At 35.9% G+C, this 16,263-nt stretch carries 16 protein-coding genes and 2 pseudogenes; 10 read left to right on the top strand and 8 right to left on the bottom strand.

Annotated elements, in window-relative coordinates; all coding sequences use genetic code 11:
* From F6K27_RS28515 to F6K27_RS28535, 5 genes are all read left to right on the top strand, one after another.
* Positions 1-266: transposase (locus F6K27_RS28515; protein ID WP_287279701.1), on the top strand; the 266-nt coding region annotated here is incomplete at its 5' end.
* Positions 267-509: 243 nt separating this feature from the next.
* Complete coding sequence (locus F6K27_RS28520) at positions 510-749, top strand: zinc ribbon domain-containing protein (RefSeq protein ID WP_353736083.1); 240 nt, start codon at positions 510-512, stop codon at positions 747-749.
* Between the two features lie 91 nt (positions 750-840).
* Complete coding sequence (locus F6K27_RS28525; RefSeq protein WP_287279702.1) at positions 841-1,326, top strand: hypothetical protein; 486 nt, start codon at positions 841-843, stop codon at positions 1,324-1,326.
* 296 nt (positions 1,327-1,622) lie between these two features.
* Positions 1,623-1,790: a hypothetical protein gene (locus tag F6K27_RS28530; protein ID WP_287279703.1), complete on the top strand. Its 168-nt coding sequence runs from the start codon at positions 1,623-1,625 to the stop codon at positions 1,788-1,790.
* Between the two features lie 525 nt (positions 1,791-2,315).
* Positions 2,316-6,362: a hydantoinase B/oxoprolinase family protein gene (locus F6K27_RS28535; RefSeq protein ID WP_287279704.1), complete on the top strand. Its 4,047-nt coding sequence runs from the start codon at positions 2,316-2,318 to the stop codon at positions 6,360-6,362.
* Between the two features lie 790 nt (positions 6,363-7,152).
* Here F6K27_RS28535 and F6K27_RS28540 read toward each other — a convergent pair.
* The 4 genes and pseudogenes from F6K27_RS28540 to F6K27_RS28550 form a co-directional block, all read right to left on the bottom strand.
* The gene (locus tag F6K27_RS28540; RefSeq protein ID WP_287279705.1) at positions 7,153-7,539 is read right to left on the bottom strand and encodes a DUF4465 domain-containing protein; all 387 of its coding nucleotides are present in this window, start codon (positions 7,537-7,539) and stop codon (positions 7,153-7,155) included.
* A complete protein-coding gene (locus tag F6K27_RS34110; RefSeq protein WP_353736084.1) occupies positions 7,529-7,807 on the bottom strand; it encodes a DUF4465 domain-containing protein in 279 nt (92 codons plus the stop codon). Before F6K27_RS34110 ends, F6K27_RS28540 begins: the two co-directional genes overlap by 11 nt.
* 11 nt (positions 7,808-7,818) lie before the next feature.
* A pseudogene (locus F6K27_RS28545) lies at positions 7,819-8,528 on the bottom strand (IS1 family transposase).
* 19 nt (positions 8,529-8,547) lie between these two features.
* Entirely contained in the window at positions 8,548-8,811 is a 264-nt protein-coding gene (locus F6K27_RS28550; RefSeq protein ID WP_287279706.1) for a hypothetical protein, read from the bottom strand.
* Positions 8,812-9,786: 975 nt separating this feature from the next.
* Here F6K27_RS28550 and F6K27_RS28555 point away from each other — a divergent pair.
* Positions 9,787-10,285, top strand: a pseudogene (locus tag F6K27_RS28555) (IS5 family transposase); the annotation flags it as partial.
* A gap of 178 nt (positions 10,286-10,463) precedes the next feature.
* Positions 10,464-10,646: a hypothetical protein gene (locus tag F6K27_RS34440; protein WP_375339725.1), complete on the top strand. Its 183-nt coding sequence runs from the start codon at positions 10,464-10,466 to the stop codon at positions 10,644-10,646.
* Positions 10,647-10,673: 27 nt separating this feature from the next.
* On the opposite strand, the gene F6K27_RS28560 is transcribed toward F6K27_RS34440, so the two are convergent.
* Together F6K27_RS28560 and F6K27_RS28565 are read right to left on the bottom strand one after the other, a co-directional pair.
* A complete protein-coding gene (locus F6K27_RS28560) occupies positions 10,674-11,504 on the bottom strand; it encodes a capsular polysaccharide synthesis protein (RefSeq protein WP_287279828.1) in 831 nt (276 codons plus the stop codon).
* A gap of 1,090 nt (positions 11,505-12,594) precedes the next feature.
* The gene (locus tag F6K27_RS28565; RefSeq protein WP_287300940.1) at positions 12,595-12,726 is read right to left on the bottom strand and encodes a hypothetical protein; all 132 of its coding nucleotides are present in this window, start codon (positions 12,724-12,726) and stop codon (positions 12,595-12,597) included.
* Positions 12,727-13,020: 294 nt separating this feature from the next.
* Between F6K27_RS28565 and F6K27_RS28570 the strand changes: the two genes are divergently transcribed.
* Positions 13,021-13,404 (top strand): DUF4346 domain-containing protein, encoded by a 384-nt coding sequence (locus tag F6K27_RS28570; protein ID WP_287279829.1) that lies wholly within the window; start codon positions 13,021-13,023, stop codon positions 13,402-13,404.
* Positions 13,405-13,459: 55 nt separating this feature from the next.
* Here the strand turns inward: F6K27_RS28570 and psb32 are convergent, their stop codons facing one another.
* Positions 13,460-14,185, bottom strand: a complete 726-nt coding sequence (psb32, locus tag F6K27_RS28575; RefSeq protein ID WP_124147254.1) for a photosystem II repair protein Psb32 — start codon at positions 14,183-14,185, stop codon at positions 13,460-13,462.
* 181 nt (positions 14,186-14,366) lie between these two features.
* A complete protein-coding gene (locus F6K27_RS28580; protein ID WP_287279831.1) occupies positions 14,367-14,792 on the bottom strand; it encodes a DNA-binding protein in 426 nt (141 codons plus the stop codon).
* Between the two features lie 404 nt (positions 14,793-15,196).
* On the opposite strand from F6K27_RS28580, the gene F6K27_RS34445 reads away from it, so the two are divergent.
* Positions 15,197-15,388 (top strand): hypothetical protein, encoded by a 192-nt coding sequence (locus tag F6K27_RS34445; protein WP_375340867.1) that lies wholly within the window; start codon positions 15,197-15,199, stop codon positions 15,386-15,388.
* Between the two features lie 20 nt (positions 15,389-15,408).
* Positions 15,409-15,585: a transposase gene (locus F6K27_RS28590; RefSeq protein ID WP_287279833.1), complete on the top strand. Its 177-nt coding sequence runs from the start codon at positions 15,409-15,411 to the stop codon at positions 15,583-15,585.
* Positions 15,586-16,263 lie beyond the last annotated feature (678 nt).

A 16,263-nucleotide genomic window follows, 5' to 3' on the forward strand; every position in this document is an offset into this window, starting at 1 on the left:
ATTTCTATAGAAAATCTCAATCTAATCTAGCAAGAAAGCAAAAAAAAGTATCTAGAAAAGAAATTGGGTCAAACAATTGGAAAAAAGCACAGAATAGAATAGCTAGACTACATCAACATATTGCCAGACAAAGAGAAGATTTTCACTATAAGACTGCTCATAAATTAGTTAAACAATATGACATGATTTCAGTGGAAAACTTAAATATTAGAGGTTTAGCAAAAAATACTAAACTATCAAAATCAATTTATGATGTAGGTAAATAATGAATAATGAATAATGAATAATGAATAATGAATGATATTAAATACGTTGGCTTCGGAGTAGTATAATTCTGTTGATCGTCATACAATCGGTAAGGGCAAATGGCAATTCGCTCCTACAATATAGACTCTTATCTTTAAAGATTAGATAACACCGATGCTACCGGATTTGATATGATTCTTTAATTATTCATTATTAATTATTAATTATTTAAGGTGTTCATGTAATAAAAGTTAATCCTCACAATACATCACACTCATTGCAGTAATTGTGGTCATAAAGTACTATTAGCTTTATCAGTTAGAACTCATTATTGTCCTAAATGTGGAACAGTTTTAGATAGAGATGAAAACGCTGCAATTAATATATTAAATAAAGGGTTAAACGAGGTGGGTATCATCTTGTCTGCTTGTGGAGGCTTAGACGGTGGTCAGCCTGTGTTCGCGCAGCGTTGCGCCAGCAAAACAAGAAGTTTCTTTGTTTGAGAAACTCCCGTTATAATCGAGCCATTTAACGGGAGAGAACTTCACTGGCGTTTATTGGTGATTTCATAAATATATATAAGGAAATCTGGAGATGTCAACAGAAAATCAGAGTTTAGAAGCAGAAACAAATATCAATTTAGAGCACGCTCAAGAAAGTGTTGAAGATATAAGTAAAACTCGTTTACTGCTTACTTTATGGGATTTAGGAGGAGAAGGAGAGACAGCAATAGGAGTAAAAAAAAGTGAATTAACTACTAGAGTTAAAAGGAAAAAATATGGTAAAAAAATAGGTAAATATCAAGGAGTATATGAGGAGTTAGAAAAATCAGGAGCAATTAGAATTGAGATAAAAAATAGAGCAGTATTAGTTTTTATTACAGATATAGGTAAGGAAATGTTGGGAAAGGGTTTACAAAATCCTGATTTTAATTTTGAAGGAACTGTAGTAGCCGCGAGGTTAGCAAATACGCTTTTGAGATGGATACGAGAAATAGGTAATCATAGAAATTTGAAAATGGAGATAGAAACAACGGCAATTTCCGAAATTCCTGAAGTAAAGCTACACGAAGACGAATAATAATGAATTTATAGAAGTAATGTTATGGCAATGGAATGGAACAATTTGAAAAAGCTATATTTATGACCGAATAGGGAAAATTATAGATATATTTTATGAACCAGATTTGGTATTAATTGGTAAGTATAAAAAATTGAATAAAATTACTTATGATAATTAGTAATGCAATAACTGTTACTACTATTGACTACTAGGTTTTAGATGGTAGGTATTGAGTTTTAGGTGGCACATAATTATGAAATTTATTAACTTGTCTATCTTTAATCTACAGGCAACTTTGATGAATATATTATTCTATGCAACTTAGAAATAAATTGGGTATTAGAAATGAATTTGGCATTAGAGATGAAATTTACAGATTATTCAGAGAAAAAGGAATAGAAAATTTACATCAAGAATTACTGCTAGATTGTGAATATCTAGATGGTTTAACTTTGGAAAAGTTACATAATCAAACTATGTAGGAAAACCCTGCTACTTGGGATTATTCTGTTAATTGCATAGACAAGGTAGGAATGATTTAGGGTTAGAAGCTTTCAGGAATGGAAAAATCAAAGCAAAAAATCTTCAACCTGGTGATGTAATAGTGAGACTTTGATATTTTCGACGGTGAAAATGGCTTTAAACTCAACAGTAGCAAGAAAAATAAGAAATTTAGGCTAACAATAACTCTTTGCGTAGCATGATCCAGGAAAATCTAGATATATTAAGAAATAGGCTATTTTGATGTTAAAGCATTACACAGCAAGGGTTTAATGCTTTTTCTGCTAAACTAATAGACATATTGTAAAATTAAAAATCAAATCAATTATTATAGATAAATTATCAATTATTTCTCCCTGGTCCCTCTTTTCTGGAGATGTCTAATGAGGTACAAGATTTGCGGTTTTAATGAAAAGAAAATCAAGTATACCTCACTTACATCAACATAGGTATAACTATGAATATTCTGTTATAAACTACTCAAATTTATTAAATTCTAAACTAATATGGCTAACACATCTATGGCTAACAACTCTTGGCAATTTTGGATAGACCGTGGAGGTACATTTACTGACATAGTTGCTAAAGCTCCGGACGGTCAAATTATTATTCATAAATTATTATCAGAAAATCCCGATCGCTACCAAGATGCTCCAGTACAAGGAATTCGTGAAATATTGGGAATTACTCAACATCAACCTATTTCTTCAGAAGAAATAGAAGTGATTAAAATGGGTACTACTGTGGCTACAAATGCTTTATTAGAAAGGAAGGGCGACCGCACAGTTTTAGTTATTACGAAGGGGTTTAAAGATGCTCTAAGAGTTGGTTATCAAAACCGACCAAATATTTTTGCTAGAGAAATTATTTTGCCGGAAATGTTGTATGAAAAAGTTATTGAAGTTGAGGAACGTTATACAGCGAAGGGTGAAGAAATAATTCCACTTCAAACAACGGAGTTAACTATTCAACTTCAAGAAGTTTATACAGCAGGAATTAGAAGTTGTGCCATTGTTTTAATGTACGGTTATCGCTACCCGAAGCACGAACAAAAAATTAAAGAAATTGCTCAAGAAATAGGATTTACTCAAATATCTGTATCTCACGAAGTTAGCCCTTTAATGAAATTAGTTAGTCGGGGAGATACTACTGTTGTTGATGCTTATTTATCACCAATTTTACTAAGATATGTCAATCAAGTTAGTAATTCTTTAAAAAAGGGAACAGGGAACAGGGAACAGGGAACAGAAAAGGAAAATTATTTTGCCAAAAAGATTTTAAGCAATATTTCAGAAAGACAGTCAGTTAAATTAATGTTTATGCAGTCAAATGGCGGTTTAACAGATGCTCAAAAATTTCAAGGTAAAGATAGTATTTTATCTGGACCTGCTGGTGGAATTGTTGGAGCAGTTCAAACAAGTAAAATGGCTGGTTTTCATAAGATAATTAGTTTCGATATGGGCGGTACTTCTACTGATGTTGCTCATTATGCTGGAGCAGAAAATAAAACAATAGAATATGAACGAGAATTTGAAACAGAAATTGCAGGAGTACGGCTACAAACTCCGATGATGTCGATACATACTGTAGCTGCTGGTGGAGGTTCAATTTTATTTTTTGATGGTTCTCGTTATCGTGTCGGACCTGAATCTGCTGGAGCAAATCCTGGTCCGGCTGCCTATGGAAAAGGCGGACCTTTGACAGTCACAGATTGTAATGTAATGGTCGGAAAAATACAGCCGGAATTTTTTCCGAAAGTCTTTGGGAAAGATGGAAATTTACCTTTAAATTTGGAGATGGTTAGAGAAAAGTTTACTCAGTTAGCAGCAGAAATAGGTAATAGTAAAAAACCAGAAGAAGTAGCTAGTGGATATTTAGCTATAGCTGTGGAAAAAATGGCAAATGCTATTAAAAAAATATCTTTGGAAAAAGGTTATGATGTTTCAGAATATACTCTTTGTTGTTTTGGTGGAGCTGGGGGGCAACACGCTTGTTTAATTGCCGATGCTTTGGGGATGAAACAAATATTTATTCATCCTTATGCTGGAGTTTTATCAGCTTATGGCATGGGATTAGCAGATATTCGAGTTATGAAAGAAAAAGCAGTTGAAAAAATACTAACTCCAGAATTATTGCCAGAAATTAAACAAGTTTTAGCCACACTGGAAACTGAAGCTAAACAAGAAATAAATTCCAATCAAAATCAAATATCCTTATGGAAAGTTCACATCAAATATCAAGGCAGCGACTCAACATTAATCGTAGACTTTGCCGAAAATATCTCTATAATGAAATCCGAATTTGAAACAGCCCATCAACAAATATATGGATTTATCATGGCAGAAAAATCTCTAATAATTGAAGTAGTTTCCCTAGAACTTATTCAACAAATGGAAACACCAGAAGAAATAGAACAATCTCCCACTAAAAAAACTGCCATAACTCCAATTACAACAACAAAAATCTACACCGCAGGAAAATGGCAAGATACACCTATTTATCTAAGAGAAAACTTACAACCAGGAGCAAAAATTAATAGCCCCGCCTTAATCATAGAAAAAACCGGAACTAATATTATCGAACCTGGATGGCAAGCAGAATTAACCCTCAAAAATCACCTCGTATTAACCAAAATAAAAACCATAGAAAATCAAACAGAACCAACCACAAAATCTCAAACAAAAATTCCAACATCAGCAGACCCAGTAATGCTAGAAATATTTAATAACCTATTTCGAGCGATCGCCGAACAAATGGGAATTACATTACAAAAAACTGGCTCCTCAGTAAACATCAAAGAAAGACTCGACTTTTCCTGCGCCATCTTTGATCGAGACGGTCAATTAGTTGCCAATGCACCTCACATTCCCATACATTTAGGTTCCATGAGTGAAAGTGTTAATGCCGTAATTTCTGATAAAAAAGATATCCTCAAACCAGGAGACGTTTATGTTTTAAATAATCCCTATAACGGCGGTACTCATTTACCAGACATAACAGTTATTACCCCTGTATTTCCACCTCCCCAAAAAAACAAAGATATTTCACTTTCCCAGATAAAAAACTCTCCTGTCATTGCAAAACAGGAAGAGAATAAATCTATCACTCAAAAATTGAAATCTGTACAGCTTCCTGGCAATGAAAATTTAATTTGGGAAAATCAGATAAATACTTTTCCTGAAACTAATTCCAGTGAAGAAACTTTATCCGATACAAATATTGCTTTAGGCGATAAATCTATCACTCAAAAGTTGAAGTCTGTACAGCTTCCTGGCAATGAAAATATTATTTCTGAAAATGAAACAACTACTTCCCTAACCCCCTATGAAAAGACAGAAAAAAGAGAAACTCCCATATTTTATGTAGCCTCCCGCGGTCATCATGCAGATATTGGAGGTATTACCCCCGGTTCCATGCCACCCCATAGTAAAACAGTAGAAGAAGAAGGAATATTAATCGATAACTTCCAACTCGTCAAAAACGGAAAATTCCAAGAAAAAGAAATATTAAAAATCCTCACCTCCGGCAAATATCCTGCCAGAAACACCAGTCAAAATATCGCCGACCTCCAAGCACAAATAGCAGCAAATGAAAAAGGTACACAAGAACTTCAGAAAATGACAGAAAAGTATGGCTTAGAAACCGTACAAACTTACATGAAATTTGTTCAAGATAACGCCGAAACATCAGTACGCCAAGCCATAAAAAAACTCTCTTCATCACTCAACAAACAAAATTACACATCCACCTTCGATGACGGCAATAAAATTCAAATTTCTGTCAGTCTCGACAAAAAAAATCTCAGTGCAAAAATAGACTTTACAGGAACATCTCCCCAACTTCCCACAAACTTCAACGCACCAACCGCAGTTTGTAAAGCAGCAGTATTATATGTCTTTCGTACCCTAGTTGATGATGATATTCCCCTCAATGCAGGTTGTCTCAAACCATTAGAAATTATTATTCCCGAAGGTAGTATGTTAGACCCAAAATATCCCGCAGCTATTGTTGCTGGAAATGTAGAAACTTCTCAAACCATCGCCGATACTTTATACAATGCTTTAGGAATAATGGCATCCTCCCAAGGAACAATGAATAACTTCACCTTTGGCAATAGTAAATATCAATATTATGAAACTATTTGTGGAGGTTCCGGTGCAGGTGTTAACTTTCATGGCACCGACGCAGTACATACTCACATGACCAACTCCCGGTTAACCGACCCCGAAGTTTTGGAATGGCGGTTTCCAGTATTGTTAGAAAATTTTGCCATTCGTTCCGAGAGTGGGGGTAAAGGTTTATATAAAGGTGGCAATGGAGTAATTAGGCGAATACGTTTTTTGGAGCAGATGACCGCCGGGATATTATCAGGTCATCGGGTAGTTTGTCCCCCTGGTTTGAATGGTGGGGGTGATGGTTTAGTGGGAAGAAATTATGTCGAACGCAGTGATGGGAAAATTGAAGAATTGGGGAGTACCGCCACTGTGGAGATGAATGTGGGTGATGTATTTGTGATTGAAACTCCTGGTGGTGGGGGAGTGGGAAAGTTGTAGGGTACGTTTCATGTCGCACAGCGTTAGCGGAGCTTTGCGTCAGCAAAACGCACCTTACTATTACATTTACCGAATAATTAAGGTTTAAAACCTCTCCTTTAAAGGAGAAAAAATAAAAAATTTTCACGCTCCGCGTCAATCTTCTTCTTTTCAAGGAGAGGTAATTGTTAATTATTAATTAGGGTTTGCTGAAAAAGTATGAGTGGTAGGAGTAGGAGACAGGAGACAGGAGACAACCCACCCCTCGCCCCTCCCCCTCCCAGGAGGGGAAGACAGGAGAAATTGGAATTTATAGGAGGTAGGAGCGGGCGTTTTGTAAGAATGATTTTTCTGCCCAACTATGCGCCTAAAATACGCTCCATGCATGAGCATAAAGAGGTGAAAAATTTGCACTGCAATTCGACTCCAAAAATTCTTTAGTCTTTATATGTCAATGCTTTTAGATTTAATCAGCAAGCCCTAATTAGGGTTTGCTGAAAAAGTATGAGTGGTAAGGGTAGGAGCCTGAATTCAGAATTCTGAATTCAGGAGAAATGGGAATTATAGAGGAGGTAGTCGGAAAGATTATCAGCTATTAGCAGTCAGCTATCAGCAATTAGTAATAAATAATTACTTCTAGGGTTTAGTCAGGGGACTTTAGCAGTAACTTTTTATTCTTTCTCAATTTCAAAGGTTGCTTTTACCTTCCCTAAAATTAATAGCTGATAGCTAATAGCTGACGGCTGAATACTTACGAATACCCTATTATGTTTGCCTAGAGCTTATAGATCCATAACTCTAGCAATTAATCCTATTTGTGCTTTAACATTGAACCAACGCCAACAGCGCCGAATACTAATAAACCAAGATTTGAAGCAGATTCTGGTACAGATTTGTGTAAAATAAGATTATCCAAAGCAAAATATGGTGGGGTATTAAGTCCAAATTGAGGGTCATTATCAGATGAGGCGAGTGCGAAGGAAAGCTTAGTTGCAGCGTTGAGAGGCGATAAATCCACTAAACTCCAATCACCAACAATGAAGTCTTGGGAGTTATCTGCAAAACGATAATCCGCTAAATAGAACTCTACACTTCCTACCAAAGTACTAGAATCATCCAGACCATTAATTGTCAACAAAAAGAAGTCAGGATTGTTGCCAGATACACCACCAAACTTCTTGGCAAACTTAATCTCCATTCAGCATAGATAGAACAGCGTAGGTTGTATTTGTAATCCTTACAGAATCAACCGAATAACCATCAGGTAACTCAATCATGGCATCACCCGGATTAAAGGTGAAAGCTACGCCATAATTTACCGTTCCACCAAACCCAGTACCAGTAAAGGCACTATATTGATTCTTGAAACCTGGTTTTGTAGTGTCAGAGGTATTTGAATACGACCATCCTGACCAACTTCCAAAGGTGGAATTAAAGCTATTGTAAAAAAAAGGGCGTTGGTAAATTCAAAGATGAATCAGGCAGGAACGTGTAGATCTCCAAACTTGAGATCATGAATTAAAAGTCTGATGGAATGCTTCAGCATCTCTATAGAGCAAGGAGTAGCACAATGTTTTGCGGTGCAGTCGAGCGGGGGTAGTGTCGTAAACGAGTATTTTCTCCTTCTACCCTCGTCATGTAGGTCTTACTGATAATTTGGTCTTGCTCAGGAATAAATACTTTATCAACAGGATTTCCATCACTGACCCAGAAATAGCATTGCCAACAAGCGTTAGCGAAGCTTTGTGTTAGCAATCGCTTGCCAGAGCCAAATAAAAGTTTCAGAACTACGGTTTCCGATGACCCAACCGACAATCCCTGGCCGAAAGTGGTCTACCACTGTCCAAATCCAAACTTGATTTTTTTTTGAGACAAAAGTTTGTAACTCATCCAATTCTCCAACTTCTGGGATTACTTCTGAGTCATAAATATCAGGTAAAAGTTTTCCTACCTGTCTGACCCAATTAATAATTGTGCCATGGGCAACCCCAGTAACTCAGCTAATCCCCTGGAACCCCATACCATTGACATACATTTTCAGACATAAAGCTTTGGTATCCAGGCTATATCCAGGTTTGTTATAGACTTTTATAAACTGGCGACCACATCTAACAATAGATAATTTTGCTTGTCTCCTCGATGACCATTTTTGCGGATATGTTTACTAGCACACTCTGGACATTGCATAGACTTAATTTATTCAGCACTATCTACATATTCCATTTGGCCCTACCCATCCTATGAGTAGATTACTCAGTTCATCTTTCCATTTACCAACGCCAAAAAAAGCATCCTGACTCGTAAATCCTCCAGCGCCATCAGAACCATTGTAAAATTCTTCAGGTCCAAGGGTCAAATCCTCAAAGTTAACTACTCTAGAAATATTTGCAGCTTTTGTAGGAGCAACAAAAACTCCTAATACTATTGCTACAGAAACAATTAAAACAGACTTGAAATCTTTGATATTCATCGTTAGCTCGCATTTAAATAGTTTTTACCCAAGTAAACTTTATTACTACCTATTTTTATTTGTGCCTAAGGTCGCAAAGTTTAATAGGTAATACATACATATTCTCTAAATAGCAAGCGTTTATTCATAACCTCACTGAATCTTTAAAAAACACACATAAATCCTGCTAAACTTCACAGAATCTTCATAAAAGTTCCCTTAAATACCATAAATATTTCCTCAATGCCAACTATTTATGTTATGTGTAACTTTACCGAATCTTTAAAATCAAGAGAAAAATTCAAAGGAAGAATATTTTTTTATGACCGAAGTCACATATAGCTAAGAAATAGGCCATTAAATTAGAGATAACTGCTTATACCAAATCCGGTTATCAAAAACACTTTTTTTAATTCCTCTCTAACCCTTCTGCTTTCTTCCCTCTGCTTTCCCTTCATCATAAAATTTCTGTCTAAACCAGATTTAGTATTAGTTATTTTTGCCTATTGACTTTATTTGCTAAATTTAAGTTAATTTGAAAATTATTTAGACAATCAATATAACCCACATTCCGCACGACAAAATGTAGTATGCAAAGATGGTAAAAGTTGAGTAAGTATTTAGACTGATAGCATGGTGTAAGAAGCGATCGCAAATCATCAGTTGCCGGAACTTACCTTACCAATAGACATCTCCAAAAATTGCCAAAGTTTCTCTATCACACTTAGCGATATAGCTGCCGCTAGGCTCCGCCAACGCGAAGCGGAACGGAGTTTGATCGCATCTTAATCATTGCCAAGTGGTTAATTCTACACTATGATTCAATCGTTGATTATTTTGGCCCTCTACCTGTTTTTATCTCAAGTATCTTTGACAACTTGGAGGAAAAAACTTTAATAATTCTAGGGCGTGTAATTAATTAAAGAGGTTGACATAAAAGGTATAGTATGCTGGTGAAGAATAACTACAGGAATAACATGCATAGGACTGCTCTAAATGACTAGACGTTATGGCTTGCGAGACGATCAATGGGAACGCATTCAAAATTTATTACCAGGGCGTGAAGGGACTGTAGGGAGGACAGCAACAGACAACCGTCTGTTTGTGGAAGCTGTCTTATATAGGTATAGAACCGGAATTCCTTGGACAGACTTGCCAGAAAGATTTGGGGATTTTCGCGTTGTCCATACTCGTTTTAGTCGTTGGAGCTGTTCAGGGGTATGGGTGCATAGTATTTCAAGCTAAGGCTGAGGATGCAGATCACGAATATGCCATGATCGATGCCACTATTGTTCGTGCTCATACTCGTAGTGCCGGAGCAAAAAACAGTAGTCCACAACAGGAAGATATTGGCCGTAGTCAGGGGGGATTAAGCACGAAAATACATGGAGTGGTAGATGCTCTGGGTAAATCCCACTAATTTTTTTTAATTCCAGCTCAAGGGTCTGACTTGGATGGGGCAGATGTTCTATTACCAATGGTAGAAGCGGAAGCGGGAGCACGGGGACAAAGCTGATGATGCTCAGGAGCGGGTGCCAATCGCCTTTGACTAACAGAGGAATAGAAGTAGTGATTCCTCCCAAAAAAAACCGCCCGTGAACTCCGTAATTACGATGAAATATTGCACAAAGCACGTCTATGAATAGAAAATTTTTTGGCCAAACTCAAACAGTATGGAGTGTTGGCGGAGCAAGTGTGGCAGCTATATCGCTACTAGATACGATCAACGTTCAGTTAACTTTCTAGGAGGAATTCCTACAGGTAGGCTCAGTCATTTTATTGGCATAGCGATCGCCATCGACCTAGAACATACAAGACCCCTACTTGTCAATTTTTTAATTGATGACACGCCCTAGTAGGAACGAGTCGCACTCCGTTTTTGTTTAGTCTGTTTCTTCTAATAAATAATGTAAAATGGATGAAGAAGTATAATTCTCTTCTTTGTATTTCCAACTTAACTTGTGCACTGGATCAACTCTGCTATCAATTCGCTCTTTAATTTCTGCTGTTAAAGGACGAAGCAACCCATATTTACCTAGATCATCTCCAGTATTGTAATATGGCTTCATTTTTTTATATAGTTCCAAAAGTTCTCGATCTGAATTTATTAAATTAGCAAATATGAAGTGAAAAATAAAATAGGGATAAACTTTAAAAATTTTCCTGACAATCCATGAAGACCAAAATCTAGTTGTTTTATATTTCCTATTAAAAAACAACTGCAAAAACTTAAGTCTTTTTTTCGCTATTGTTGTACCACTATGGTAAAACTCATTATCACTATAAAAAGAAGTTAACTTTTGATTAATTTTTACAATGATAGGATTAGACTTTTCTGCAGCTAAAAACCAAGTAAAAATCCATCCGTATCCTTTTGTTTTGTAAACAAAGGCAAAAAAGCCAGCTTGAGTATAGTCTCCTAACCATTTGTCTAGCGGGACTCGGCAGAGGCTAGTTGCGTCAGCCCAAACCCCTCCATATTTTGAGAGTAATTCAAGTCTGACTAAGTTAGATTGTTTAGTTTTAGGAAGTTGGCATAATTTTTCTTCCGGTAAAGAAAGAGTTATATAGTCTTTGATATTGTTTTCATCTAAAAAAATAACTTCCCAGTCAGGGTTATACTTTTTCCAAGATTCATAGCACTTTCTCACAACCAATGGTGCTTGTGAAAACCCCTGATACCATAAAAACCAGATTTTTTTCGGTATAGTCACTTCTTTATCTCCAATCAGGCTAGTTTATGCAAGTAATCACCATCACTTGCAAATAAAATTAAATTACTTGATTTTCAGTAAGTTCAATACTTGTGCTTGACTAGACTATAAAAGCATTAGTATCTCAATACTACAAATAAAATAGTAAAATAGCAAGGGTTTATTCATAACTTCACTGAATCTTTAAAAAACACGCATAAATCCTGCTCAACTTTACATAATTTTCATCAAAAATCTCTTGAGTAGCATAAATATTTCCTCAAGGTCAACTATTTATGTGTAACTTTACTGAATCTTTAAAATCAAGAAAAAAATTCCAAGTAGGTGAGAAATATTTTTTATTACCCAAGTAAAATATAGCATCGATCATGCACGCGTGTGTAAAGTTATCTTTTTCTTTACCTTCTGGAACTGTGTCTCTAAAGCCCAGAATTTTATACCTCACCAGTATGGGAATTTGTATATCATCGATCGCCTTTTTGAGAAATAGGCCATTAAATTAGAGATAACTGCTTAGTTATTTTTGCCTATTGACTTTATTTGCTAAATTTAAGTTAACTTGACAATTATAGTTTTTTCATAGATATTTGAGACAAAAGCATTATGCATTCACCAATGCCAAAAATAGAGAAGGAAATGGGGAGATGGGGAGATGGGGAGATGAGAGTATTTTTCTACCTGCAAGGGAAGCTACCAGGTTTGCTATTGGGCGACGCGGGGTCTCATCCGCTTTTTCCCCATTCTCGTTCCTGAATTTCCACAACTTCCTCAGGCTGAGGACGGAAGCCTAAAGCACATACCGCGTCCAAAGATACGCTCAGGGGTTCTATAAAGACAGTACAGATAAAATCAATCTTGCCTATTCAGCATTTGTCAAATTATATGAACACGTGGATTTATTTTGGTCACTAGAGTTGGCCAACATACTGACCAATCCCACACTTTGCGCTCTGCACTACCCTTTAATTTATCTATATCTTCTATATCTTCTATATCTTCTATATCTATATCTATAATAGTATATAAATAGAAATTAAGAACTCAAAATTGATGATATTAAATTTAGATCAATCTGGAATTTTAGCCTTTGTTAGTTCAAGCTTGGATAGTGAAATAAACAGTTACTGGAATTACCAATAACACAGGTTGTACGCTCCTCAAAGAGAAATTGCTTACCTTTGAGAGTTCCTTGAGTAATAGTAAAAATAATTTTTGCTGACATCTTTAATTTATCTATATATATAAATAGAAATTAAGAACTAAAAATTGATGATATTTTACTGATTCATAAAAATTTAGATCAATCTGGAATTTTAGCTTCTGTTAGTTCAAGCTTGGATAATGAGATAAGCAGTAATTTTTACAGTTTACTTTCTAAGAATTAAATGGATGTACCGACTAAGAGTGCTACTGCTACAAAACTGCTGATATTTGATTTATAACTAATTATCCAAACTTGATATTAACCCTCCAATAAAAATGTAGAATAAAATATAGATAATTCTAAGATGGAACTATGAATCTAACACTTGAAGAAGTAAACACCATTGATGAAAAGCTTTCAAGACGTCATATAGACCTCGATTCAGGTGGTTACTTTATTATTTTTCTTGATCGAGAAGCAGGTTTAATATGTGCAAAACACTTTACTAATATTATTGACAACCGTGGTTTGGCTATAGATCCAGAAACAGGAAAACCGATTCCAGCAAAAGGCAAAGTAGAACATACTCACACGAGAATATTTACTGCGAGAACTGCAAAAGAAATATGTGTAAAAATATTGGAAGAAACCCCCCCCTGTACAGTCACAATGTTAGATCATGCTGCTTATTTGGGGCGGGAATTTGTGCGTGCAGAAATGGCTTTATTAACTGGTAAGGAATATATTCAGGATTAATTGAATTAAGGATAACGATCAGAAATTAGACTTTTACTATTCTCCTTAATTTCTATCAAGAAAAACCTTGATACCAGAAATAAGTAACCATTGGTACAATTGTAGCTACAACTAGCAATACAACCACTAAGATAGTTGCACTTTGATCGTCAGTTTCTTCTGCTGATTTAAAAGTAGCTAATACTTGTGCTGCAAGCTCATCTTTAACTTCCGGAGGGCCTGGGTCGGGTTCTCCAGATAATACAGCACTCAGGCGATCGCTAGCTGCTAAAAAAGCTTCATTGTATTTGTTGCCATCTCTAATAGGTACTTGAATAGTTTCATCAACTACACTCTGAGTAATGTCATTAGACATAAGTTCTTTAACTGCATCACCAACCCGAATAGCATCATTATTGGTGAGAGTATCTAATACTATTAAAGTTTGATTGACTTTTGTTTCTGGGGTAGGAAACCATTTGTCAAATAGCTTTTCCGTAAAACTATCCACGGTCTCACCATAGTCTAGGCGACGGATAGTAACAAATCTAACTTCATTACCAGTAGTATTGGCCAAACTTTCTAAGGTATTGTTCAGTTTACTTTCTGTTATCCGACTGAAAACTTCAGCATCATCAACAATAAATGTACGAGCGCCTGCCACTAAACTTGGCATTTGATAAACTCCAGTTGCGGATGCAGAAGATATTGGCAAGATAGTAGCCATAATAATTAATAGTAGAGATACTATTAAAGTTTGGAGATTTTGAAAATTGAAGGTTTTATTGAATAGTTGTACCATCAGATACTTTCCAGTTTTTGGTAAAAGTGAATTTTTTTGAGAGTTACAGTTTTTTCCCACAGTCTATGACAGGGGGAAAACTTTACTAGACTTTACTTACTTTATCATTTTATTTATAGACAGCAAAAAACTAAACAGAACCCACCCAATGTTACTTAAATGATCTTTTAGAGGCTAATATTTATCTAGTTGGTTTTCTCTTAGTCTTTAATCTTGGACTTTTTTTTTGAATTTTTGACCTCTGCTGAACTACTTCCAGTGGCGGACTATAATCTCCATTAGAGAAATATTTTCGCTCCACTAGAACTTCCGGTTCTACTTCAATCCACAGACGAGCACCTCCTACTTGACTTTTATTCGGTTGATGGGGTTGATAAATAATTTGGCAAGGTCCGTTAATTTTCAGGGCATGGCAATAATCCTTTTTATATCCCACTTTAACGGCAACTACTGGGTGAGAAGTTTTATTGTCTCGGTTATAGTCAATAGTTTTTCGTAGAACATGAACAATAGTCTTGGCTTTAGGTCGAAGTTTATTCCAAGTCCCTTCCGGACCACGACTACCTGATTTAATTTCTGGCATTCCCCGATGATTGAGGGGAATCATCCAAAGTCTTTTGACTTTATGAGCACCTTGAACACGGCCTTGATTAAGTAGGGCTTGCTGAATAAATTTAAAAAACTTACACAGTAAGCGATTAAAGGCATTTAGAATTAGAAATTGTACCCAATTTTGAGCTAAAATATACTCTTATTCCAGGTATCTATAACTGCACACACCATGTACAGACAAGTAGGCCAAGGTGACACTGCACCAGAAAATTTTTAACTGCCGTTCAATGGCCAACTATCTCCAGAAAATCGTTGGATAGACAGAATCGAAATTTTAGAACCATCTAGGTGTAGTCATTGTGGTCAAACAGAATTTTTAGCTCAACCAGTGTCAATAGAGACTCAACAAGTAGCACAACTGGTAGACAAGCCTATAGAAATAAAGGATCAATTGTAGTTATGGATAATTTGAGTGTTCATAAAAGTAGTAAAATTAGGCAAGCAATTGAATCTGTAGGAGCAAAATTAGTATTTTTACTGAGAAATTGTGGGTATGCGCCTCCCCTTTTAAGCTATCCATTACCCACATCTTTCTTAACATCAGGTTTGACAAAATCTAGGGATTGTGTATTCTCAACAGAAACAGTCTGAGTTGAACCAAAAGTCAGTCAATGGAACAGTGGATAACAGCAGAACTTGAAAGAACTGAATTAGGGCATCAAAGAAGGACTAAAAGGTTAATTAAAATAGTAGAACATCTGAGTGCTTCACCAGAAGCCACTGTACCTCAAGCCAGTGGAACATGGTCAGAAACCAAAGCCACCTATAATTTCTGGGATTCACCCTAGATCAAACCATCTATGATCAGACTTGGACATATTGATGCCACAGTGGAGATAATGGCCAAGGATCAGTTAGTATGAGGGATACAAGATACTACAGAACTGAACTACACCAGCCATAAAGCTCTATCAGGAACAGGATATCTCGACAGTAAATATACCAAAGGACTAAAAGTTCACTCAGTATTAACAGTGAACACACAGGGAATACCACTAGGCATGATTGAACAAGAGGTATGGTCGAGAAATGAAGTTGAATGAGGAAAGGCTGAACAAAGGAAACAAAAACCAACCACACAAACAGAAAGTCAAAGATGGCTTGATAGTTTAATTAAAACTGAGTCAATCATTCCGAATAGAGCTGTTCAAAATCGGTGTTTGCCAGGCTGTGAGCAGGGTTTATGGGAAACATTAAAGTCCGTTGAGTCTCAAGGAAGGATAACGGTGGAGGTCAAACGCAATCCAACTCGACCAGCCAGAAAAGCTACCTTAACTATTCGTTATACCACTGTTATAGCAATGAGCGCTGGCATCTTTACATGTTACATAGATATTTGCAATGTAATATAAAAGTAACTGTATGAGCTGTATTTTTCATAAATTAGGCGATCGCTAAACCTTAAAGTTTTAAGGATGTCTGTAATGGTATTGATAATTTACAGTTTATAGCTTGAAATTGTTTAC

It is taken from the genome of Okeania sp. SIO2F5, from assembly GCF_010692685.1.
Taxonomy (GTDB): Bacteria; Cyanobacteriota; Cyanobacteriia; order Cyanobacteriales; family Microcoleaceae; genus Okeania; species Okeania hirsuta.